The organism is Aureibacillus halotolerans, from assembly GCF_004363045.1.
Classification (GTDB): domain Bacteria; phylum Bacillota; class Bacilli; order Bacillales; family DSM-28697; genus Aureibacillus; species Aureibacillus halotolerans.
Map to the genome: position 1 here is coordinate 37,306 of NZ_SNYJ01000022.1, position 21,962 is coordinate 59,267.

The following is a 21,962-nucleotide window of genomic DNA, read 5'->3' on the forward strand; positions in this document are numbered from 1 at the left end:
GAATGTAGATGGCAAACGAGAAGCAGACGCTGGCTCACAAAGATTACGCAGCAGGCTTGAAATACAAAGAGATTGCAGAGAAGCATGGCGTTTCAATCAACACTGTGAAGTCGTGGAAACAACGTCATGGCTGGACGAGAAAAAAGGGTGCACACAAAACAGAAAAGGGTGCACACAAAAAAGCAGGTGCTCCAGTAGGTAGCAAGAATGCTTTGGGCAACCGCGGGGGCTCTGCTCCTGCCCGTAACCAAAACGCAAGCACCCACGGACTCTTTGCAAAGTTCCTGCCGGCAGAGACACGAGAGATCATAGAGACTATGCAAGAACGCAGCATGGCTGACCTCATTTACGATCAGATCGAAATACAGTTCGCGGCTATCATTCGGGCGCAACAGATTATGTACGTTCGGGATCAGGAGGACATGACGAAGGAAGTCAAAAAGACCGAGAAGTCAGAAGGCGATAATTTCAGCGATGAAAAAGAAGAATGGGAAATACAATTCGCTTGGGATAAGCATGCCACCTTCCTGACTGCGCAATCCAGAGCCATGGGAGAGTTCCGAAGTCTGGTAAGGCAATTCGATGAAATGGCCCACGCTGATGACGAGCGCCGTTTGCGACTTGAGCAGATGAGCCTGAACGTCGAGAAAACCAAAGCCGAAGTTGATAAAGCCAATAACAACAATGATGATTCAATTAATATCGTGATTTCACGGGCTAGCCGTTCTGAAGTTGGTGATGTCGATGAATGATGCCGTTGAAACAAAGGTCAATCCTCACTTTGAAGATTTTCTTTTTGACTGGTCAGAAAAAATTCAGGTCCTTGTCGGGGGATACGGAAGCTCTAAAAGCTATAATACGGCGCTAAAGATTATCCTGAAGTTGCTACAGGAAAAGCGGACAGCCCTGGTCATTCGTGAGGTGTTCGACACTCACCGGGATTCCACGCATTCCTTGTTCGAGGAGATCATCATGAAGATGAGGCTGGATGACAAGATAAAGTGCCCGGTGTCTCCGATGCAAGTGAGGTTTCCTAATGGCAGTAAGATCATTTTCAAGGGTATGGACAAGCCCGCGAAGTTGAAATCCGTAAACAACGTCTCCATCATCTGGATTGAAGAGTGCAGCGAGGTAAAGTACGCAGGTTTCAAAGAATTGCTCGGGCGGCTTCGTCATCCGACATTAAGGTTATACATGATTTTATCGACCAATCCCGTTTCTACGGACAATTGGTCTTTTTTGCATTTCTTCAAGGATGATCGGAATAAGCGGCTTGTTCTAGATGATGAAGAACTTTATAAAAAGCGAATCGTCCGTACAAACGGCACCTATTACCATCATTCATTGCCAGATGACAACATGTTCCTCCAACAAGACTACATGAACCAACTGGACGAAATGGAACAGTACGACCCTGATCTATACCGCATTGCAAGGTTGGGGCGTTTTGGAGTCAACGGCGTTCGCGTCCTGCCACAGTTTGAGGAACAGCCTCATGAAGATGTCATGAAGGCAATCCAAAACATACGTAAGCCGCTGTTTCGTGTAGGAATGGACTTCGGATTCGTTGAATCGTACAACGCCATCGTTAGGCTTGCCGTGGACACCGAGCGTAAGTATTTATACATCTACTGGGAGTATTACAAAAACGGTATGACGGACGACAGGACAGCCGTAGAGATCGATGAATTCCGTCAATCCGGAGAGCTTATTAAAGGCGATTCCCAAGAGGCGAAGACAATAAAATACTTTAATCAGTTAGGATTTAACATGATGAGTGCCCTTAAATTCCAAGGGAGCCGACTTGCTTACACCAAAAAGATCAAGCGTTTTAAAAAAATCATTTGTAGTAATGAATGCACAAACACCATCTACGAACTGAAGGACCTAACGTTTGCCAAGGATAAAAATGACGCAATCATTGAAGATGAATTCAGCATTGACCCACATACGTTCTCTGCCATCTGGTACGGCCTTGATGATTATGAGGTCACTGATCTCAAAGAAAAGAAAGAGCGTGGCAGACCAAGCAGAGAAAGGAGGAAACGCCGTTGAGCAAAGGAAACGTAAGAGCCCGTGTCGTTAAAGTACAGGCACCGTCCTCACAAACCAAGCAAATATACGTGGACGAGTTTAGTGGCATGTATGGCGACATTATTTCTCCGCCTTACAACCTGAAGGAGTTAAAAAAGGTATCAGAGCACTCCACCATCCTACAGCAGTGTATGGAAGCTTACAAAACGAACATCGTCGGCTTTGGTTTTCAGCCCGAATATACATTTGATTACAATGGCGAGGACGTTCAGGAAGACATTCGACAACAAGCAGACAGCGAATGGGTTCGCCTTGAAGAGTTTGTCCAGTACCTAAACTTTGACGACTCGGCAGAAGCCGTTCTTGGGCATGCGATCGAGGATCGGGAAGCGACAGGCAACGGCTTTGTCGAGATTATAAGAGATGGCCGTGGATTACCTGCAGGGATTGAATATGCGGATGCCCAGTTTATACGAGTGTGTCAAAAAACGGTTCCCGAACAGGTAACTGTTGTTGTGTTGGAGGGTGGAAAGCCTACCCCTACAACTCGTTGGCGACGGTTTAGAAAATACGCTCAGCAAATCAACGGACAAACCGTTTACTTCAAGGAGTATGGAGATCCACGAATTCTAAATCTAAAAACAGGTAAGTTTGATGATTCGACGCCTGAGCATTTACAAGCCACTGAGTTTATTCATCTCAAGGTGGGCAGTGGCACGTATGGTGTTCCTCGTTGGATTGGTCATCTTGTTCACCTTTACGGCGCACGAAAGGCAGAGGAACTAAACTTCCTTTACTTTAAGCAAGGGCGTCATACGCCTGCAGCAGTAACTGTCGAAAACGGTCTATTGTCCGAGGATTCGTATGATGCTCTCCAGGAATACATGAACGATATTGAAGGCGTGGAAAACGCCCACAAATTCCTTGTAATTGAAGCTGAAGGACATGCTACTGAATCAACGTCTACTGATGGCCGTGAAGACGAAAAAATAACACCTGTGAAGGTGCAGATCAAGTCACTAGCTGATATGCTTCAGCAGGATGCATTGTTTTTGGAGTATGACGAGAAAAGCCGTAATAAGCTACGTTCGGCTTTCAGGTTGCCCCCGTTGTATACAGGCGAATCTCAGGACTATAACAAGGCGACGTCAGATACTGCTAGAAAGATCACCGAGGAACAGGTTTTTCAGCCACAGAGAGAGGGCTTGGCTAGACGGCTTAACACATTGTTTATGCCTGATCTCGAATTATCAAAAGTCCGCTTGAAGCTAGATGGCCCTGACTTCCATGATCCATTAGAGATTGCTACTGTCCTTGCTCCTTATATCACCGCAGGAGCTGTATCGCCTAATGATTTACGTGATTCAGCAGGCGAAGTGTTAGGCAAAACGTTGGAAGAATGGCCAGAAGAGATTTACAACCGACCATTGAGCCAAGCGCAAGCATCACAGCAGCCTAACCCACTTGAAGGGATCCTGAAGGCTGACAAAAACGGTGAATCTGAGCTGGTGTCCTTGCTTAAAGACATGAGAGACGTGTTGGAGGGCTTGACCAATGGCAAAAGTGAATGAACTGCTAGAAAAAATGCAGGCGTTTATCCTAAAGGCTGAGGATGACCCGATAGAAGATGTTCCAGAGTTCCCGGGTCTTGAAAAGCTAGGGGATATTATTGAAGACTATGAAAAAGCAGTAGCTAAACTGCTAAGGCGGCAGCGTAAATACTTTCTTGACGAGATGAAGTCATTTGTCTCAAAAGATGGTGAGACGCTTGCCGCCTTACTCGTTTATTTTCAGACCAACCTATTCGCCGCTGATGAATTTACAGAAGGTATGGCCGAGGAATCAAAAGCGTTTTTTGAAATGACGACTGATGAGGTCGCCACAATGGTGATGGATGCCGTTGACAAAGATATTCCTTACGAGGAAGCATCTAACATGACCAAGCAATGGATTGAGGAATGGTCCGAGGAATTAGCCGCTTTGATGGTTCTTAATACGAATACAGCGATCGAGCAAGTTTTGTCTAATGCCATCGACGAGGATCTTTCTATCAATCAAGTGGAACTCCGTTTGAAGGACCTTCCTGAATTCAGCCGTACACGGGCACGAACGACGGCCATTACAGAAATGCTTACGGCTGCTAGTCAAGGGCAGGACGAGGCATACAGGCAAAGTCCTGCTGTCTCTAAGAAAAGATGGCGACACAGCGGAAAAAAGAAGAATCAAGCTCGAGACAATCATGTCCGTATGGATGGACTGGAGGTTGACACAGATGCCGAATTTTCAATAGCCAGTTCATCTGAAACGGCCAGATACCCACGGGACACAAAGCTTTCAGCGAAAGAGCGTGTGCGGTGCAAATGCATCATTCAGCCTGTTGTTGATGAGGATGTGTTGGGATTGTCGGTTGAGGAAAGAGAAGAAATTCGTCGTGAAGTTATGGAAGGAAAATAGAAAAGCATTGTAGTTTCTCATAATTGGATAGTAAAATAAACCCATAGAAAATAATGGGGGTATTATATGAAGCTACCTTTTGAATCTTGGTTAGAACAACAGAATATAGAGAATGAAGCTCTAGAATTATTTAAAGAGGGAATTTTATGTTATAAGAATTCGGCTTATCGAGCAGCTTTACTTTTTTCTTTTTTAGGCTTCCAAACCATCTTGAAATACAGAGTGCTTGAATCCCAACAACCTGCGATTCTTACTGAAGGACATTGGGAGGCGATACAAAAAGATTTACTAGATGATGACGAGTGGGATACTAGGTTGATTCAACTTGTGCGAGCGAATCACGATAAGAATATATTCTATGTCTCCGAAGATTTAAAGAGTCAATATGAATATTGGAAATATAGAAGAAACGATTGCGCTCATGCTAAAGGCAATAAAATTAGTGAGGCACACGTTGAAGCATATTGGCTATTTATTCAATCGAATTTCTATAAATTTGTTGTCCTTGGTGGCTTAGAACATATTTTCCAACTCATAATCAAACACCATGATTTGAGATATACATCAGCTGATGAAGACCCACAAATAATACTTGATAAAATTGAATCAGCTGTAAAGCCAGAAGACTTACACCTCCTCTTGAATAGGTTGGTAGAACATGTGGAGAGTGATCCTTTAGGAATCCCAATTAACGATAGTTTTGTAGCAAAGTTTTTTTACCTTCAAGAAAACTACGTTAGGGAGTGTGTGAAATTTTTTGTTAATCATGATATGAAGTGGATTATCGGGCTACTAAGATATGACTCAAATATAGTGACGTTTTTTAACCAGCATGGGGCCTTTATTCGGAACCTTTGGTATGACCATCTAATTACTGAGCAAGACTATATTATTTATTCGTCCTTACTGAGAAATAATATGGTCCCTGATAACCAATTAGAAGAAGCACACGAAAAAATGATTAACAGACTTCCTACTGATATTTTTAGAAATCGTGCATTCACAGAACCAGCAGCACTAGTCTTTGAGCAAAAAGGTTTTTTTAGTAAGTTAACAGAATTAGCTTTTGGTACTGATTTGAACTTAGATAAATGGAAGTGGTCAGCAAGAAATCGGTATGCGATTATTTTCTATTTAGAACGTTATGGTTTCACTGAGCATATTGCAACTAGAATATCCCGAGTTTTAAATGGTTCGTATCCACCTTTTGATTTCAAGTTTAAGTTCGATGAATTCCTAGAGAATAATGAAGAGAGGAGGTTGGAATATGAAAGGTATACAAACGAACAACTTGAAGAATAGCCAAACAATTGAAAGGGGGTGAAATAAATGCCAAGGGAATTAAAAGATGCCCATATTACACATGTGAGTTATGTGGACAAGGGCGCTAACAAAAAGCGCTTTTTCTTGTCAAAAGCTGCAGAGAAACAACAGGAGCCGACCTTCAGGAAAGAAGTGAAGGCGATTGTTGCTAAAGAGGACAATGATCAGCAGTTGGTATATGGTGTTGTGTATGAGCCTGATGAATATGATTCGCACGAAGACATGATGAGCGCGCCTGAAATTGAAAAGGCGGCTCATTTTTTTATGCAGGAGGCGCGAAACATCGACACTCAGCATGATTTTGAAAGTGGTGTCGGTGAGGTGGTCGAAAGCTACATTGCTCCTGCTGACCTTGAAATAGGTGGCGAAACAATCGCCAAAGGCTCATGGGTGCTTGTTACTAAAGCATCAGACGAGATTTGGGAGCAGATCAAGAAAGGTGAGATCACGGGTTACAGTATGGCAGGTACTGCCGAGGCCATTGAAAAGCAAGCTAAAGAAGGGCCCACTCAGCCGGACAACGGCAAAAACGAGACGGGGCTTTTTAATTTGCTGAAAGGCTTCTTCACTGGTGAACAGGTTCAAAAAGGCGAGGTTCGTGAAAAATACGAAGCAGATCGTCGTCAACGAGAATTTTGGGCTGCGCAAAGCGCTTTGGACTCAGCTATCTTCAAGTGGGGTCACCATTGGGACGACGATAGACCGGAGTCTGATCCAGAAAAAGTGCGAGATGCACTGCAGGACTTTGTAGATATTGCAACAGAGGTCCTTACGAGATCGACTGACGTCCAAAAAGCCATTGGCGAACCGCCTACTGAGATTGCAAAAGCAGGTCGAAAAGTGTCTGCCGGCAATATGAAAAAAATCAACGCAGCGCTTGAAGCTTTGCAAGAACTTAAAAACGAGGTTGAAGGAGAGGAAGACGACGTGAAAAAAGAGGAATTGGAAAAAGCATTGCAAACGGTAGTAGATCCTATTATTAAGCGCTTGGATGCCATTGAAAAAGGCGAAGGAGACGGCGGAGGTACTAACCAAATTACCGAACAAGATCAAGTTCTGGCCATGCTTCAAAAAGCTGTAGAGCCACTTGAAGGACGTATTTCAGCCATGGAGAAATCTCGTGGAGCATCGCAACAGCGTGAACAGGACCCGAACAGCGGTAACACCCATGTAGCCAAAGGCTATATGTCTAACTTTATGTAAGCAACGAAAATAAAAGGAGTGAACGAGAATTATGACAATCCCAAACAGCGCACTTTTGAACCAAGGTCCACAGTCAATTAAGAAAGACCTATCCATCCCTATGGGGCATGATCACGCTTATGAATTTTTGGTAGATACGATCAACAATGCCTCTACGTTACCTAAGCTAGTACCAATTTATAGAGGCGACAGCGCAGGCAACATTGATGCATTGAGCGTTTCATCCCGTCGCTTGCGTGAGCACTCGAAAGACCACCAACCAAATGGTGTTGGCTCAATTAATGATAGAAAGATTCCTTACAATGTACGCAAAGTATTCTGGGATGAATGGCTCCAGGATGACGACGTTTGGTATAACCAGCAATCACGTGGAGAGAACGTCGAACAAACAATTATTTCAATGATTCAAAAGCAACTTGGTGTTGACTTGCAGGACCTTGCCTTCAACGGCGATACTGCAACACCAGTGGAAAATCCTGACCACGCCTTCCTGTCCATTTTGGATGGATTTGTGAAGAAAATGAAGACTTCGGACAACGTCACTGACTTGGTAGATGCCGAGCCTAGATTGCTCGATTTCGTCAACCACATTCAATTGCTTCCTGAGAGATACAAAAATGCACACGATGACATTACTTGGTTTGTATCTCGTAACACGCACGATAAGCTCTTGAGCCAAGCGACTATGAGACAAACTGGTTTTGGTGATGCAGTGCTCCAAGAAGGCCGTGTCACTCGTTTGGCAGGTTACAACTTGGAAGTTGTGGCATCTTTGCAAGGTGGTTTCGCTGCACTAACACCAGCGGCAAATCTTAAGCCTGTATTTACGCGCCAAGTACGTTATAGCCGTACTGCTGACGGAGCAACAGCGGTTGCGAAAGATGCCACATACCACATTATCTTTGCTTACCTTGATGCGGTTGTCCGTGAAATCGATGCTGTGGCTTACATGACAGGTTCAAAGCTTTAATATATTCAATAAAACGATCGGAGGAATGGCATATGCCTTTCGAATTAAAACAGACTAAAGGAGCGCTCCACATTGGTGAGGGGCGCTTTTTCTATCCAGGCGAAAAATATGAGGCGGACGATGTTCCTGTATCTATCCAATCTAGTTATTTCAAAAAGGTGGATGGACCTGATAACAAAGCGCAGACTCCGCCAGTGCAAACAGATAAAGAGCCCAAAGCTTACGATGAAGGATCATTGAAAAAGCTCAACAAAGATGCACAGGAAAAAGCAATCGAAGAGCTTGGCGGTAAAGTAGAAGATGCGAAAAACGAAGGTGAGCGCATTGCCCTTATCCTTGAGCTACAAGAGGCTAAAAAGAACGATACTGGGGAGTGATTGCCATGCTTATTACGGTTGAAGAATTAAAGGACTATACATCCTTTGACGTCGTGAAACAGCGGTCAAATGACGCCCTTGCCAACGACATATTAGAGGCTCATGTTGAGATCGTTAGCATGGCAGGGCATGACTTTACTGGTGAGGACTATAACCCGTTACCGCCTACTGTTGTTCTGGCTGCTAAGAAGCTTTCGCAGTTTCATGCGTTAGTAAATTCTGATGCGGCCTTAACCAAGGGTTATCAGAGCGAGAACATAGGTAAATACTCGTATACGCTTGGTAAAGATGGTTTGCAAAAGCCTGATGTTAGCCAAATGATAGCACCGTACGTAGTAGAAAATGAGACTCCGCCCCCTGCCTCTAAGCCAAAGTTTAAGATGCGATCACTATGAGCTTTGAAAGCCTATTAACTCATCGATGCGATATTTATCATCTGCAAAATAGCGCAGCCGAAAGCAATTATGGCATCCCATCAGAGCACCTGCAGCAACGCGAGAGTTATAACGACACTCCCGATGCATCGCAGGTGCCTTGTTATTTCGAGGAAAACAGCCAATCCATGTCGCAAGGAGAACCAGGTCAGTTGCTTAGCAGAACCATGCAGTTGTTTTTCCTTCCCTCTGCGGATGTGCGGGAAAACAGCAAGGTCATTTTGGATGGCCGTTCTTACATCCTGCAGGTTCCGAACAAGATTCGAGGGCATCACATTGAAGTCGAAGCGGTAAGGAGTAAAAATCTATGACCAAGTTTGGATTTAAAGGCATGGGGAAGCTCCTTGCCGACCTTGAAAAAGCAGAGAAGGGCATGGACAAACAGATTAAAAAATGGTTTGAGGGCATCGGCTACGAATTTCTAGCGATCGTTCAGGATGAAATCATCCGCACTGGAACAACAGATACACGCGCCCTTCTACACAGCTTTGAATACCGCGATAGTGCTAACGTTTATGAATTTTCACGAGGCGGCATGGAGCTGACAGTAGGAACTCGCTTAGATTACGCCACTTACGCCAACGATGGTCATTTCACAATCAATCCTAGTACGGGCAAAGATCGTAGATGGGTGCCAGGTAGATGGAAAGCAAACGGCTCATTTGAATACGATCCAAACGCCAAGACAGGCATGCTCCTAACGCTCAAATGGGTGGATGGGTCAGGCTATTGGGACAATGCAATAGCGATCTATGAGCGTATGTTCAAACGATCGCTAGAAAAGAAAGTCCAGCAATGGTTGGACGGCTTAGGGCGGTGAATAAATGCAGGATGAATTGGGGTCCATAAGTTCTTTTTGTTATGAGCACTTCCCTGGTGGATCACCTATGATTTACACAGACGAATTGTTGGATGGCTTTGAACGACCATCGCTCTATTTTCCGTTACCGTCGGGTACCGATGCGCCTGACACGCTTGATTCATATCTCATAACGTACACGCTGCGGATAAAGGTATTTCATGATACCCTTCCAGACGCTCAAAACTGCGCTGAGAGCATCGCTCAGTCAATTAGGTCGCAAAGGTACATGATTCCCCTTAAAACTTCAAACGGAGACAAAGTGGGCGAGTATATGCGCATAAGAAAGGCAGACGTACGAGCGGGAGAGATGGAATCAGCAACGCTTATCCTGACGTGGGACACACGTTATAGGTATCTCAGAGAGCAATATGAGAAGATGGGCCGTCTCATCCTGAATGAGGGGGTGAAAGCATGAGTGAAAAAACGAATGAGAAAAAGGAAGCGCCTAAAGCTGAGGCATCAGCTGAGGGCGTTTTTTCTGTAGAGCAACTTAAAGAGCACAGCCAAAAGTTATTCGATGTGCAGCCTGAGGTTTTAAGCGGCGCTTTACACGGTGTGACTGGTGAACTCACTAAGGCACATGCGCTTTTGAAGCTAAATGGATTTCTAAAGAAAAAAATATAAGGCGGTGATGATATATGGCAGGTGGAACGTTTACAGGATACAACAAAACACGTCCTGGTTTATATATGAATTTCGTAAGTGCTGCGCAAAACCGTATCGCAACAGGCGAGCGTGGCACAGTATTACTCCCCCTTGAACTTGACTGGGGCGCACCTGATCAGTTGATTACGATCGAGACGGAGCAAGATTTTGCATCCAAACTCGGTTACAACATGACAGACGAGCGTGTGTTTCCGGTTAAAGAAGCAAAGAAACGAGCATTGACGGTGCTTGTCAGTCGCCTGAACGGTGATGGAGTGAAAGCTTCAGGATCTTGGGGCGAGGGTTCAACGGCAACAGCCAAACATCCAGGCATTCGGGGAAATGCAATTCGTGTTTCCGTCGGGCCAAACATCGTCGATGAGACGAGCAAGGATGTACGAACTTACGTAGATGCTGCACTTGTAGATGAACAGACCATTTCAAGTCCTTCTGACATTAAGCCTAACGATTGGGCTGATTTCGCTTTTACGGCACTTCCTGCCGATACCGCAGGCACTCAGCTTGAAGGTGGTACAAACAGCACAGTTACAAATCAAAGCTACGTCGAATTCCTAGCAACGGCTGAAAAAGAATTCTTTGATGTCGTGGGCTTTCCGGTCAATGATGATGCGGCTAAAGAAATGTTTGTTTCTTTCATTAAGCGCATGCGAGATCAAGAGGGCAAGAGGATTGTCGGCGTTGTTCCTCGTTACTCTGCGGACCATGAAGGCATAATCAACGTGGCCAACGCTGTTGAGATCGATGGTCGTCAATTGACACCATTAGAAGCCGTTTATTGGGTCGCTGGTGCTTCAGCAGGCGCTCAGATTACTGATTCAAATACCTACGCTGTCTATGATGGTGCAACAGATGCTGTTCCGCGCATGATAAACTCGGAAATTGTCGCAGCACTCAAATCGGGTGAGTTCATCTTTGTTAATGATGGTGATCGAATCAAGGTCGAGCAAGATATCAATTCTCTTGTTAATCCAAGAGAAAAGCAGAATGATAGATTTAAAAAGAACCGTGTGATTCGCGTCTTAGATGCCATTAGCAATGACTTTCGAAGAGAATTCAGCACCAATTATATCGGTAAGGTGGACAATAACGGAGATGGACAAACAAATTTAAAAGCAGGAATGGTAGGATACATGAAGGTTTTCCAAGGCGAAGGAGCCATTCAAAATTTTGTGCCTGATGATGTGTTCATTGATCCAGTCAATTCTGTTGGCGATCAAGTTGTAGCTGGCATTGCAGTTCAACCAGTAGACAGCATGGAAAAAATTTATATCACTGTGGAGGTGATTTAATTGCCGAATTTCAGAGCGCAGAATACTATTGCTGGAAAAGAAGGGCGTATATTCATTGATGGAAATGAAATGGGGTACGCAAAAAGTGTAGAGGCAACGATCGGGAAAACCAAATCAGAAGTGCCGATTCTAGGGCGTCGAATGGCAGGCCATAAAACAACAGGCGCTACAGGCACAGGAACACTGGTCCTTTATAAGGTTACTTCGACTTTTATCAGGCACATGTTGAATTACCTTCGGACTGGTGAAGATTTATACTTTACGCTGCAGTTCGTCCTAGATGATAGGAGCTCTGGAAGAGGAACAGAGCGCGTCGTTTTGTTCGACTGCAACTTTGATAGCGTAGAGCTTGGAAAAATCAATGTAGAAACAGAAGCTCTTGAGGAATCAATTCCTTTCACTTTTGAAGACGCGGACTTACCAGAGGCACTAAGAGGCACTTTCTAAGTGTCTCTTTTCTTTACCCAAAACAACGAAATTCGGAGGTTAGAAAATTATGAGCGAAAAGCAAACTAAATCAATGGCGTATTTTATGAAAGGGCAGTCTCCTGAACTACCAACATCGAAAGCAGCAGTCTCCAACCGTTTTAAAGATGAGGATGGCAACATTATTGAATTTGAGTTCAAGGCGATTGGAACAAGCCGTGTGCAAGAAATCGGTGACATGTGTACTAATGACAAAGGTGTATTTGATAATCAACGCTTTGTTAGCAGAGTTGCTGTAGAATCCACAACGTATCCCAATTTTAAAGACGAGGACTTGCTTAAAAGTTATGGCTTGCAGGATCCTATTGAGGTTGCTGAGCAGGTCTTAAATATCGTTGGTGATTTCAACCGTTGGGTAGGCCAAGCGCAAAAAGTCAATGGAATGGTTGATTTTGACGAATTGGTGGAAGAGGCAAAAAACTAATAGCGTCCCAAGACAGGGACGCTCTCGTTGCTCATTATGCTATTCATCGCATGAAAAAATTACCTCACGAGATTTGGAATCTTCCTGATCGTGAGAAGGCTTTTGTATATGCATCGATCATCGTGTATGCAGAAGAAAACAAACAAAAATGATGTGAAATTTGTACCAAACCCTCCTTATTTTTGGTGTTATACTGTCGATAAGATCAAGGGGGGTCTTTTATGAACGAATACGGGACGATGAAACAAGAAAAATCGGAATATAAATTTGCTAAGGCAGGCATGAAATATGCAATACTTTCGACAATCCCGATGTTTGTTTGCATTTGGGAATGGTTCGGAATCGGGTGGGCCTTTGGCGGTTTAATAGCCAGTATTGCGTTAGCTTATGTAAAATACGTAGGTTATGCCATGTGCTTGCTGTGGATACCATTCGGGTGGGTCCTCTTCAGAGATTTAGGAGTAACTTGGTGGTTAACCTTAATCATCATTATAATTGCTTGCTTGTATTCTCTTATCAGATTCCACACTTGGAAAGAATTTAATGACGGGAAACATTTTGATTAGGACGCTACCCAAGCGTCTTTTTTTATTGGGAAGAAGGTGGTTTAGTGGCGACGTTTGAAGCGATATTCTCAGCTAGGGACAAAATGAGTCATCCTTTTAGAACGATGACACGTCGAGTGAAAACATTTGATCAATCTGTCAATAAAAGCAGAAACGAATTAGAACGATTTGGGCGCATGCACGTTAGACCGAAATTGAGTGTGAACGATCGCGCAAGTAAGCCAGTTCAAAACGTATACGGAGCTATTAAAAGATTGAACGGGATGACAGCGACCGCAACTGTAAAATTGAGAGATGCGGTTAGTCCGAAATTAGATGCTTTAGAACGAAGATTAGATACAATGGGTACTTTTGCAATTGGAGCAGCAGCTGGGGTAGGTATTTCAGGTGGTGCTGCCATTGGCGCAGGTCTAAGCACGGGAAAAGTTAACGCTAGGGTTAGTGCGTTAACTGGTATGGATAAAGGCATAGCAGGACAACAGATTGACTCTATCTATTATCAAGGCATGGCAGGAACTAGCCGTGACGAAGTGGCACAATCTTATGTAAATCTTTCACAGCAAACAGAACTAGAAGGTAAAACTCTTTTATCTGCAGTAAAAACAAATAGCCAAATGGCTCAACTGTTTCAAAAAGACGCATCCGAATTCGACAGATCATTTTCAACGATGAATAGCACAATGAAAACGGGTTCAAAAGAATTCGCTGACATGTTTACCTACATTAACAAAAATGCAGGGGATAAAGCGGACGATTTGTTAGACACCATGACTGAATATGCAAGTACGTTCCAAAAATTAAAAATACCAGAAGAAAACCTCGCATCTGGTTTAGTCGCAGGTTCAAAGGCGGGCGCTTGGAATTACGATTTGATAGCTGATTCTGTTCGTGAATTTGGAATTCGTAGTTACGAAATGACAGACGACCAAAGAGCAGCTTTAGAAAAAGTTATGGGGAAATCGGATGCCCAACAATATCTAACAGGGCTGGGGTCCGGAAAAGTTAGCGGTATGGAAGGGCTTGTAACCCTTGCAAGAGATCTTTCTAATATCAAGAACGAAACGACTAGACAAAAACTTGCAACCGAATTAATGGGGACACAGTTTGAAGATTTAGGCGCACCTGTCATGGCCATGGCAAAAGGATTAGGGCAGGAAGCGCAGTATGGCGGCATGTTCGCCCAACAGTATAAGCAGTCTAAAGACGATCCAGCAACTGCGTTTGTGAGAGCTCAAAGAAGTGGCGAAATGATGGTTCAGCAAGCAGGAAATAGCATGCTTCAAGCCACAGCACCTGCAATGGAAAAGTTTAATGGGTGGCTTTCGAGTCCAAAAGGGCAAGAGGCAATGCAAAATGTATCTGAAGGGATGGCTGATTTAGCAAATCTGGCAACCAACACCTTGATACCGGCAATGCAATTCACTGCTGAGAACTTCGGAATAGTATCAAAAATTGCATTAGGACTTGCTGTATCGTTAGGGGGATTGTACGCCTTACAGAAATTTAAAGGTCCGGCGGGGATGGTCTTCGGAGCAGGAAAGAAATTTGGAAGAGGCGTAGGCCGAGGAGCAAAAAAACTGGGACAGGGTACGCGCGATAGATTTAATGGAACCACTGCTCGCAATAAGGCACGTAACAACCGCCTTGCCAATAAAAATTCATGGAAATACGCTACTCCACAAAATCAAAAGCCAGGCACTAAGCCGAAAAATAAGCCTCCTAAGAGTGGTGGAGGAAAAGGTGGAGGCTTTGGTGGCGGTATGGGTATCCTACCAGGCGCAGGCGGTTCAGGCAAAGGCATGTTGTCAGGCGTGAAGGGTGTGGCTAAAAGAATACCAGGATTAAATCTACTTTTTACAGCATCAGAATTTGCTGGTGCCAAATCAGCCGGAGGTAAAGGTGCAGCTATTGGCGGTGGTATCGGAGCTGTAGGTGGTGCAGCATTAGGAGCTTTATTAGGTCCAGTCGGAGCAATTGCAGGAGGCTTTCTTGGCGATTTTGCAGGTCGTTGGGCAGGGAAAGGCATTGTGGCTTTAGGAGAGCATATGCAAATTGGAAAGGCTGTTGATGCAGTCAAAGATTTCTCAAAAGATGTAGGCAAAGGTTTCCAAAATGTAAAGCGCGATGCTCAGAAATGGCTTGGAGGCGTAGGTGCATCGATCGGTGGATGGTTTGGCTTTGGCTCAGACAAGGCTAAAGAAGAACTCGGTAAGATCAGAACCTACACCGAAGCTGAGAGAAGAGCAATGGCAGAAGCGTCTGCTGCGTTCAGAGCCGAGGCATCTAAAGCTGTAGACGCAGTGATTCGTCAGTTCACAACCCTGCCGCCAGGCATTGCGGCAATTATCGACATGATCAAGCCTGCTGCAGACTCAGTTTTTGCTTCACTTAGCCAGTCATTTCAGGCATGGGGCGCAAAGTTGGGTATCGATGTTCAAAATTCGTTTGCCAGTGCAAAAGCAAAAGCTGATAATTTCGCAGCTAGTATCAACACCGTAAAAAATAATGTTACAAACACTGTGTCAAACATGGGTAGTGGCATCATGGGCGTGTTTACAAGCCAAGCTGACGGTAGCCATGCTAACGGCATTTCGAACATTCCTTTTGATGGTTACAGAGCCATTCTTCATAAGGGGGAAACAGTTCTACCTGAAGAGGAAGCCAATCTAATCCGTACAATGGCTTCTGGTCGTGGAAGTGGGACAGGGCGCTCTGGGAATAAATCTGTCACCTTCACTGGTGACATGCACATTTATCAAGAAGCGGACGAAAATCGACTAATGAAAAAGATTGCCAAGTTGCTTGAGGACGAGGACGGTGTTTCAGGCAACGGCACATATGCGTTATAAGAGGTGATTAAATGTACGAATTCCACCTGTCTTTCAGAAATAACTCCGAAGCAATACAAATTCCTGTCCTCCCAGGTCAAATTGATCTAGGCAACGATTCGCAAGATGAATCCGTGCAGATTAGCGGGCTAGGGGAGACAACGATCATACAGGACCCAAGGCTCAAAACGTTTTCGTTTGAGTCTTTTTTTCCGTCCAAATGGAGTCCGCTTTGTAACGTTCCTGCGGTCGTTCGACCGTGGGAGATAGTAAATACAATTGAGCGATGGAAAGACAGCACAGAGCCAATCAGGTTCATCATTACGAACACGCCAATAAACTATGCCGTATCCATCCAGTCATTTAATTACTACGAAAAGGGTGGAGAGGTCGGCGACTTGTATTACACGTTAGAGCTCAAAGAATACAGGTTTGTGAAAGCGAAAAAAATCAAGACAGATGCCAAGGGCAAAGGCAAAAAGTCGAGTGGTCGTCCTGATACCAAAAAATCAGGCAAGACTTATACGGTTGCTAAGGGTGACTCGCTTTGGAGGATTGCAAAAAAAGAGCTTGGCTCAGGTGATCGTTATGGGGAAATCGCTAAGCTCAACAATATAAAAGCGCCCTACACCATCCAACCTGCGCAGAAATTGAAGTTGCCATCATGATTGGGCTACTTATAAACAATAACGGTCAGCAACTCGATTTAAGTGGAACGGTGCAGGAAGTTGATTGGTCAGGACGCAAGTTTCAGGCGCCGAGGCAACTCAAAGTTACTTTAAGAGGCGATAGTTTATATGGTGAGCTCATACAAGTGGCTAGCGGAAGCCCTGTAACGTTTTCATGGAAGAAGAAGCAATTGTTCCGAGGTTACGTGTTTCGCTACGAGGTGAACGAGCAGGGCATTGTCACAATGATCGCTTATGATCAGATGTATTACTTGATCAACAACAGCGATACGTACACATTTGAAAATCAAAAAGCATCTGCCATCCTTACACGAATCTGTAAGGATTTTTCTTTGAAAATAGGGTCCGTCGCAGATACAGGCTATGTCATTAAATCGCTAGTACAAGAAGAGCGGCCATTGTATGACATTGTTCTCAGGGCGCTGGATACTACGTTCAAGCAAAACGGCCAGCGTTTTTATTTATTTGATCAAGGCGGTAAAGTCCAATTAATCAAACGCAGCCAACCTGCAGAGATGTGGGTTATCGAAACTGGTGGGAACATTACTCATTACAGTTATTCAACATCGATTGAGGAAGCGGCTAATCGTGTGAAGTATGTGAGAACGATCGAGGAAGAAAAGAGAATCGTCGTTGTTGAAGAAAACAAGGACCTGCAAAAGAAATGGGGCGTCCTGCAGCACTACGAGAGCGTAGTGGATGACATAAATGAGGCGCAGATAAGGACAAGGGCAAAGACCATGCTCAAGAAAATGGCGCAGGAGAAACGCTCCTTTGAGCTCACAGCGCTTGGTATTCCTGACATTATAAGTGGCGGTGCTGTTCAGATCAACGTGGAAGATTTGGGCATCAAGAGCCGTTTCTATGTGGACCAGGACGCGCACTTTTTTAAAGGGAACTATCACAGCATGGACCTTACTCTCACGTATACAGATGAATTGCCGGAGGTGGGTTTTTGAAGCAGCAGATAACCAATATAGCGATGAAAGCAATGGCTGAATCTAGCCCAACGACATTGAAGGTCGGCACCGTTAAAAGTGTAGGTCCTGTCGTTGTCGAGTTTGGTCCAAAGAATTACACACCTGCAGGCGCTGTCCTTGTTGCCGAGGATTTAATTGAAAAAGTTTATACGGCTGATGTCGAGCCAACAAATATTGCAACCCATGGGAATCACACGCACACAGCGACCGTCACAAGAGAGGGCCTTAAAGTCGGTGACAAAGTGGCCGTCATCGTTTACAACGGCGGACAATCCTTTTTCGTGGTGGATAAGGCGGTGACAGCATGATTCCTGAAACACAAATGCCTCAGCCTGAAGCGCTGAATGAAAATGAGCAAGAAACGTTACGGACGTACGCGCTAGATTTTAGCGATGGTCGTGTAAAGGGGAAAATAACAGGCAGGGAAGCCATCCAACAGTTTATCCGTAAAGCCATCCTGACAAAGCGTTACGCCCACGACATTTATTCTTCTGACACTGGTTGTGAGACGCATACTCTTTTAGGCCAAGGGCACACCGACGGCTATATTCGGTCGGAGACAGAGCGGATGATCACAGAAGCATTAATTTATGATGATCGCATTGAGCGCGTGTATGACTTTAACGTGACCATTCAGGATGACACTCTGATAGTTAATTTTAAAGTAGACACAGTTGAGGGACTGATCGAGCAACAGGAGGTGATTGGCAATGTTTGAAGATCGGACGTTTGAGAATATCCTGCAGGAATTACTGGATCGTGTACCTGGCGATGTAGATAAGCGTGAGGGGTCGATCATATATGATGCTTTGGCTCCTACAGCTGCACAACTCGCTCAGGAGTACATTGACCTTCGGAGTGTCCTTGACCTCGGATTCTATCAAACCAGTCATGGTGAATGGCTTGAGAAACGCACAGGTGAGCTTGGCGTATACCGAAAAGAAGCCACGCCATCTATACGAGAAGCAACGTTCAACATTTCGGTAGAGGTGGATGAACGTTTTTTTGTTGAAGGGCTTTATTTTGTTGTGATCTCAGGTGGGTTATCGGTAAGGCTCGAATGTGAAACTGCAGGAACTGTTGGAAATGACGTTGAGGGCGAATTGATTCCGGTCAATACGATTCCTGGACTTGAGCAAACAACCATCGGTGAAGTCCTTATACCGGGCACAAATGAGCAGACGGATGAGGCATTGAAACAGGAATATCATCTACGTCGCAGCAGACCAATCACGAGTGGAAACAAATATCAATACGAACAATGGGCAAAGGATGTCGCAGGTGTTGGAGGTGTTCGTATCTTTCCTCTTTGGGATGGTCCAGGCACAGTGAAGGCGGTTCTGATTGATAGCAACAACGAACCACCAACGCCTGAGCTTGTGCAGGAGGTACAGGAATACATCGACCCTGTCCCAGGTATGGGCGAAGGAGAGGCACCCGTAGGAGCACATCTGACAGTTGTCCCAGCACGTACGAAACCCATCGACCTAACTGTATCCGTCCAAATCATGAGTAATTTTACAATTGAGCAGGCGGTTGAGGAGATAACTATTGAGTTCCAGGACTTTATAAAACAGATGGCATTTACCGAAAACGTTGTCCGTATTGCTAAATTCGGAGCGCGAATCCTTAACACCGAAAGTGTTTTTGATTACGTGAACTACACGCTGAATGGGGCAGAAAATAACATTCTCCTTGCGGAAGATGAAATACCTTCAGTGGGGCAGGTGGTCGTGAGTGAAGCGTGATCAAATGGCTGCCTCTCTACCTCAATTCTACGAGACGTCAAGAGAATTCAACAATCTATTAGATTCGCAAGCAGATGGGCTTGAAATAATACAAAAAGATATAAATAGTGTCTTGGATCAATTTTTTGTGGATTCAGCCACATGGGGGCTGGCACAGTGGGAGAAAGGGTTATCCATTACCCCATCAAAGACAGCTACAAATCGAGAAAGGCGTTCCGTAATTAAATCGAAGCTCAGGGGATCCGGAACGACCACCATTGGATTAGTTAAAAATGTGGCTGAAGCGTATACCGGAGAGGTGGATGTAGAAGAAAAATATACAGTCTATGAAATCACTATCAAATTTGTGGGAACTTTAGGCGTACCTACGAATCTTGAAGATTGTAAAAATGCTTTACGTGAAATCATTCCTGCACACCTTGCCTTATCTTTCGAATTTATTTACACAACATGGGATAGCATGGATGCTTATAGTCTTGCATTTGATGGACTAGACGCCCTTTCCCTAGACTGGACAGAATTTGAAACCTACGAAGGAGGCTAATCATGGCAGAGACTGAACGATTAAAAGTTAAGAAATTCGAAGGTAATGAATACGTCCAACGTGCTCGTTTTAATGAAAACTATGATCAAATTGATTCGGGAGTTGCGGAAGTCGAAGCAGGACTGAATCAAAAAATTGATGCAAAAATCCAAGTCACCGACAACCCACCTGCAGTAGCAGACAGGGAGCCCGGGGCATTTTATTTTAATGTGACCGACAAGCAGCCAATTGGCAATGGTGGAGATAGTAGCACTATGAGAGTAAGTCCAACAATGGGCATAAAAAAGAAGGAGGAATGAGACGATGGCAAACATTATACAAATCCAGCTGCTTGATGAAAACACAGGGGAGGTACTTGAAACCGTAGTACCTGAAACGGAGGGTAGGGCTGTTTTGCTTGCGGATGGCACAGACCTCCAAACCTATCTGGAGGGACTTGTCCTACAAGAGGGCGCACAGGGGCCACAAGGTGAACGAGGTCCTGCGGGTCCTGCTGGACCAAAAGGAGATACAGGTGACGTCGGAGCAACAGGTTCGCAAGGTGAACAGGGGTTACGTGGCGCAACAGGAGCTACAGGTCCCAAGGGTGACAATGGAGCGTCTGGTCCCACTGGACCTAAAGGCGATACAGGGATCCAAGGACCAAGAGGGCTACAAGGCGACCAAGGACCAAAGGGTGACACAGGTAATACTGGCCCACAAGGTCTGAGAGGTCCAGCAGGAGCTGACGGCATTGATGGCGACCAAGTGCGTTATGGCGCAGATTACGCAAGCGCATCGACCGTTAAAATGTTCTTCAAGAAGTTAGTATAGGTAGGAGGTGAACGGTTTTGGCTGAAACTCGTAAAATCAGAATTGAGGATGATCAAGCGAATGTGTATCATCCTCATACGACAAGCGATGTGGTTTTTAATAGCGATGGTACGACAATCAAGGATTATGTAGATAGCAAGAGTAATAATTCGGAAGTTGCTGTTGGAGAACTTAGAACTGAGCTTGATGCGGTAAAGTCATCTGTCAGTGATGGGAAAAAGATGTTGGCTGCCAGCATTGCTGACAAAGAGAGTGTGGCGGCTGATGCGGATGGGGATGGGGTATCTACATTTCAAGAATTGTCGGAAGCTGTGCAAGCGATTGAAGTGGGCGATTATAGTATTGGAGATAACATAAGAACCCAGAATGTAAAATATCTTACTTCGCAATGGGAGATTCCTTTGCAATCTGATGATGTGAGCATGGTTGATACTGATGATCAAAGCAATGTTTTTGCTATTGTAGGAAAATCAATTAAAAAATTTGATAAATCCGGGAAAGAGATCTGGACAGTTAATGCAAATGTTAGTTTCGGCGGGAAAATCTATGTTGATCAAAATAATATTGTATACGCCGTAGGGCATCAAACAGTTTACAAATTTGATAATGATGGCAATCTAGTGTGGGAATACACTTGGCCTAGAGCAATTTACGTTTGGGCACTTGCGGTAGATATATACGGAAATGTCTATGCAGGAGACCAGGACGGATATTGTCAAAAATTAAGCAGTGACGGCACGCTTGTGTGGGCATATTTTAATTATGCGTCAAACGAAAGAAGCAGATCGATTGATTGCATCGATGTTGACAACGAGGGCTATGTTTACATCGGTACAAGAAATGATACACTCATAAAGCTCACGCCAGCCGGCAGAAGAGATAAATATCTTTATAGTGAAGCAAGAGTGACTGAGGTTGTGTTGTCTTTAGACCAAAAACATTTTTACGTTATTGCAAATTTGGGAGAGATTATTAAAATAAATCAATCAGGAGAAGTTTTATGGAGTGTAAATGCTGCCTCTGTGTATCCACGAATCGACATTGATCAAGAAGGATTTATTTTTATAGCGTCTCCTGGGAAGAGTGTAGAAAAAATAGACTCAGATGGCGGTTTGATATGGTCGAGAAAGGGATATTCGAACTCCAATACCAGCAATTTTGTGGCAGTAGATAAGGATCATTTTGTTTACACCGATGTCCAAGGCGGAAGCGGAAGACAAATCGAGAAGTTTTTTGATGGAGTTATGATAACTGGCTAAAGGAGTGAGATTG

The 21,962-nt window shown here is 44.4% G+C and carries 26 protein-coding genes; all 26 read left to right on the plus strand.

What is annotated here, in order from left to right; all coding sequences use genetic code 11:
* Nucleotides 1–8 precede the first annotated feature (8 nt).
* The 26 genes from terS (at nt 9) to EV213_RS18220 (ending at nt 21,949) form a co-directional block, all read left to right on the plus strand.
* Nucleotides 9–752 carry a phage terminase small subunit gene (gene terS / locus EV213_RS18095; protein WP_133581977.1) on the plus strand — a complete coding sequence of 248 codons (744 nt, stop codon included), beginning with the start codon at nt 9–11 and terminating at the stop codon, nt 750–752.
* Nucleotides 745–2,055, plus strand: coding sequence for a PBSX family phage terminase large subunit (locus EV213_RS18100; RefSeq protein WP_133581978.1), 1,311 nt, complete (start codon nt 745–747; stop codon nt 2,053–2,055). The genes terS and EV213_RS18100 overlap by 8 nt, the downstream gene beginning before the upstream one ends.
* Nucleotides 2,052–3,605: a phage portal protein gene (locus EV213_RS18105; protein ID WP_133581979.1), complete on the plus strand. Its 1,554-nt coding sequence runs from the start codon at nt 2,052–2,054 to the stop codon at nt 3,603–3,605. The genes EV213_RS18100 and EV213_RS18105 overlap by 4 nt, the downstream gene beginning before the upstream one ends.
* A complete protein-coding gene (locus tag EV213_RS18110; protein WP_133581980.1) occupies nt 3,589–4,488 on the plus strand; it encodes a phage minor head protein in 900 nt (299 codons plus the stop codon). Before EV213_RS18105 ends, EV213_RS18110 begins: the two co-directional genes overlap by 17 nt.
* Nucleotides 4,489–4,554: 66 nt before the next feature.
* Nucleotides 4,555–5,790 (plus strand): hypothetical protein, encoded by a 1,236-nt coding sequence (locus tag EV213_RS18115; protein WP_133581981.1) that lies wholly within the window; start codon nt 4,555–4,557, stop codon nt 5,788–5,790.
* A 27-nt stretch (nt 5,791–5,817) separates the two neighbouring features.
* The gene (locus EV213_RS18120) at nt 5,818–7,014 is read left to right on the plus strand and encodes an XkdF-like putative serine protease domain-containing protein (RefSeq protein ID WP_133581982.1); all 1,197 of its coding nucleotides are present in this window, start codon (nt 5,818–5,820) and stop codon (nt 7,012–7,014) included.
* Between the two features lie 31 nt (nt 7,015–7,045).
* Complete coding sequence (locus tag EV213_RS18125; RefSeq protein ID WP_133581983.1) at nt 7,046–7,984, plus strand: phage major capsid protein; 939 nt, start codon at nt 7,046–7,048, stop codon at nt 7,982–7,984.
* 32 nt (nt 7,985–8,016) lie between these two features.
* Nucleotides 8,017–8,361 carry a hypothetical protein gene (locus EV213_RS18130; RefSeq protein WP_133581984.1) on the plus strand — a complete coding sequence of 115 codons (345 nt, stop codon included), beginning with the start codon at nt 8,017–8,019 and terminating at the stop codon, nt 8,359–8,361.
* Nucleotides 8,362–8,366: 5 nt separating this feature from the next.
* Complete coding sequence (yqbG, locus tag EV213_RS18135; RefSeq protein WP_133581985.1) at nt 8,367–8,756, plus strand: protein YqbG; 390 nt, start codon at nt 8,367–8,369, stop codon at nt 8,754–8,756.
* The gene (locus EV213_RS18140; protein WP_133581986.1) at nt 8,753–9,106 is read left to right on the plus strand and encodes a DUF3599 family protein; all 354 of its coding nucleotides are present in this window, start codon (nt 8,753–8,755) and stop codon (nt 9,104–9,106) included. Before yqbG ends, EV213_RS18140 begins: the two co-directional genes overlap by 4 nt.
* Entirely contained in the window at nt 9,103–9,615 is a 513-nt protein-coding gene (locus EV213_RS18145) for an HK97 gp10 family phage protein (protein WP_133581987.1), read from the plus strand. Before EV213_RS18140 ends, EV213_RS18145 begins: the two co-directional genes overlap by 4 nt.
* Nucleotides 9,616–10,068: 453 nt before the next feature.
* A complete protein-coding gene (locus EV213_RS18150) occupies nt 10,069–10,281 on the plus strand; it encodes a YqzN/YkzM domain-containing protein (protein ID WP_133581988.1) in 213 nt (70 codons plus the stop codon).
* 14 nt (nt 10,282–10,295) lie between these two features.
* Entirely contained in the window at nt 10,296–11,612 is a 1,317-nt protein-coding gene (locus EV213_RS18155) for a phage tail sheath family protein (protein ID WP_133581989.1), read from the plus strand.
* Nucleotides 11,613–12,059 (plus strand): phage tail tube protein, encoded by a 447-nt coding sequence (locus EV213_RS18160; RefSeq protein WP_133581990.1) that lies wholly within the window; start codon nt 11,613–11,615, stop codon nt 12,057–12,059.
* 49 nt (nt 12,060–12,108) lie between these two features.
* Nucleotides 12,109–12,522 (plus strand): phage tail assembly chaperone, encoded by a 414-nt coding sequence (locus tag EV213_RS18165; RefSeq protein ID WP_133581991.1) that lies wholly within the window; start codon nt 12,109–12,111, stop codon nt 12,520–12,522.
* A gap of 221 nt (nt 12,523–12,743) precedes the next feature.
* A complete protein-coding gene (locus EV213_RS18170) occupies nt 12,744–13,088 on the plus strand; it encodes a hypothetical protein (RefSeq protein WP_133581992.1) in 345 nt (114 codons plus the stop codon).
* 44 nt (nt 13,089–13,132) lie between these two features.
* The gene (locus EV213_RS18175; protein WP_133581993.1) at nt 13,133–15,937 is read left to right on the plus strand and encodes a phage tail tape measure protein; all 2,805 of its coding nucleotides are present in this window, start codon (nt 13,133–13,135) and stop codon (nt 15,935–15,937) included.
* 11 nt (nt 15,938–15,948) lie between these two features.
* A complete protein-coding gene (locus EV213_RS18180; RefSeq protein ID WP_133581994.1) occupies nt 15,949–16,584 on the plus strand; it encodes a LysM peptidoglycan-binding domain-containing protein in 636 nt (211 codons plus the stop codon).
* On the plus strand, nt 16,581–17,564 hold the full coding sequence (locus tag EV213_RS18185; protein ID WP_133581995.1) for an XkdQ/YqbQ family protein: 984 nt from the start codon (nt 16,581–16,583) through the stop codon (nt 17,562–17,564). The genes EV213_RS18180 and EV213_RS18185 overlap by 4 nt, the downstream gene beginning before the upstream one ends.
* On the plus strand, nt 17,561–17,893 hold the full coding sequence (locus tag EV213_RS18190) for a DUF2577 family protein (RefSeq protein ID WP_133581996.1): 333 nt from the start codon (nt 17,561–17,563) through the stop codon (nt 17,891–17,893). The genes EV213_RS18185 and EV213_RS18190 overlap by 4 nt, the downstream gene beginning before the upstream one ends.
* Nucleotides 17,890–18,303, plus strand: coding sequence for a DUF2634 domain-containing protein (locus tag EV213_RS18195; RefSeq protein WP_133581997.1), 414 nt, complete (start codon nt 17,890–17,892; stop codon nt 18,301–18,303). The genes EV213_RS18190 and EV213_RS18195 overlap by 4 nt, the downstream gene beginning before the upstream one ends.
* Nucleotides 18,296–19,333 carry a baseplate J/gp47 family protein gene (locus tag EV213_RS18200; protein WP_133581998.1) on the plus strand — a complete coding sequence of 346 codons (1,038 nt, stop codon included), beginning with the start codon at nt 18,296–18,298 and terminating at the stop codon, nt 19,331–19,333. The genes EV213_RS18195 and EV213_RS18200 overlap by 8 nt, the downstream gene beginning before the upstream one ends.
* Nucleotides 19,323–19,877 (plus strand): putative phage tail protein, encoded by a 555-nt coding sequence (locus tag EV213_RS18205; RefSeq protein WP_208112782.1) that lies wholly within the window; start codon nt 19,323–19,325, stop codon nt 19,875–19,877. The genes EV213_RS18200 and EV213_RS18205 overlap by 11 nt, the downstream gene beginning before the upstream one ends.
* Nucleotides 19,878–19,879: 2 nt before the next feature.
* Nucleotides 19,880–20,176, plus strand: a complete 297-nt coding sequence (locus EV213_RS18210; RefSeq protein WP_133581999.1) for a hypothetical protein — start codon at nt 19,880–19,882, stop codon at nt 20,174–20,176.
* 4 nt (nt 20,177–20,180) lie between these two features.
* The gene (locus EV213_RS21255; RefSeq protein ID WP_133582000.1) at nt 20,181–20,690 is read left to right on the plus strand and encodes a collagen-like domain-containing protein; all 510 of its coding nucleotides are present in this window, start codon (nt 20,181–20,183) and stop codon (nt 20,688–20,690) included.
* A 17-nt stretch (nt 20,691–20,707) separates the two neighbouring features.
* Complete coding sequence (locus tag EV213_RS18220; RefSeq protein WP_133582001.1) at nt 20,708–21,949, plus strand: outer membrane protein assembly factor BamB family protein; 1,242 nt, start codon at nt 20,708–20,710, stop codon at nt 21,947–21,949.
* Nucleotides 21,950–21,962: the final 13 nt, after the last annotated feature.

What these genes read in the sequence shown, in the direction of transcription:
- terS (WP_133581977.1), top strand. Translation starts at nt 9, where the DNA reads ATGGCAAACGAGAAGCAGACGCTGGCTCACAAAGATTACGCAGCAGGC.
- EV213_RS18100 (WP_133581978.1), top strand. Translation starts at nt 745, where the DNA reads ATGAATGATGCCGTTGAAACAAAGGTCAATCCTCACTTTGAAGATTTT.
- EV213_RS18110 (WP_133581980.1), top strand. Translation starts at nt 3,589, where the DNA reads ATGGCAAAAGTGAATGAACTGCTAGAAAAAATGCAGGCGTTTATCCTA.
- EV213_RS18115 (WP_133581981.1), top strand. Translation starts at nt 4,555, where the DNA reads ATGAAGCTACCTTTTGAATCTTGGTTAGAACAACAGAATATAGAGAAT.
- EV213_RS18120 (WP_133581982.1), top strand. Translation starts at nt 5,818, where the DNA reads ATGCCAAGGGAATTAAAAGATGCCCATATTACACATGTGAGTTATGTG.
- EV213_RS18125 (WP_133581983.1), top strand. Translation starts at nt 7,046, where the DNA reads ATGACAATCCCAAACAGCGCACTTTTGAACCAAGGTCCACAGTCAATT.
- EV213_RS18130 (WP_133581984.1), top strand. Translation starts at nt 8,017, where the DNA reads ATGCCTTTCGAATTAAAACAGACTAAAGGAGCGCTCCACATTGGTGAG.
- yqbG (WP_133581985.1), top strand. Translation starts at nt 8,367, where the DNA reads ATGCTTATTACGGTTGAAGAATTAAAGGACTATACATCCTTTGACGTC.
- EV213_RS18140 (WP_133581986.1), top strand. Translation starts at nt 8,753, where the DNA reads ATGAGCTTTGAAAGCCTATTAACTCATCGATGCGATATTTATCATCTG.
- EV213_RS18145 (WP_133581987.1), top strand. Translation starts at nt 9,103, where the DNA reads ATGACCAAGTTTGGATTTAAAGGCATGGGGAAGCTCCTTGCCGACCTT.
- EV213_RS18150 (WP_133581988.1), top strand. Translation starts at nt 10,069, where the DNA reads ATGAGTGAAAAAACGAATGAGAAAAAGGAAGCGCCTAAAGCTGAGGCA.
- EV213_RS18155 (WP_133581989.1), top strand. Translation starts at nt 10,296, where the DNA reads ATGGCAGGTGGAACGTTTACAGGATACAACAAAACACGTCCTGGTTTA.
- EV213_RS18165 (WP_133581991.1), top strand. Translation starts at nt 12,109, where the DNA reads ATGAGCGAAAAGCAAACTAAATCAATGGCGTATTTTATGAAAGGGCAG.
- EV213_RS18170 (WP_133581992.1), top strand. Translation starts at nt 12,744, where the DNA reads ATGAACGAATACGGGACGATGAAACAAGAAAAATCGGAATATAAATTT.
- EV213_RS18180 (WP_133581994.1), top strand. Translation starts at nt 15,949, where the DNA reads ATGTACGAATTCCACCTGTCTTTCAGAAATAACTCCGAAGCAATACAA.
- EV213_RS18185 (WP_133581995.1), top strand. Translation starts at nt 16,581, where the DNA reads ATGATTGGGCTACTTATAAACAATAACGGTCAGCAACTCGATTTAAGT.
- EV213_RS18195 (WP_133581997.1), top strand. Translation starts at nt 17,890, where the DNA reads ATGATTCCTGAAACACAAATGCCTCAGCCTGAAGCGCTGAATGAAAAT.
- EV213_RS18200 (WP_133581998.1), top strand. Translation starts at nt 18,296, where the DNA reads ATGTTTGAAGATCGGACGTTTGAGAATATCCTGCAGGAATTACTGGAT.
- EV213_RS18210 (WP_133581999.1), top strand. Translation starts at nt 19,880, where the DNA reads ATGGCAGAGACTGAACGATTAAAAGTTAAGAAATTCGAAGGTAATGAA.
- EV213_RS21255 (WP_133582000.1), top strand. Translation starts at nt 20,181, where the DNA reads ATGGCAAACATTATACAAATCCAGCTGCTTGATGAAAACACAGGGGAG.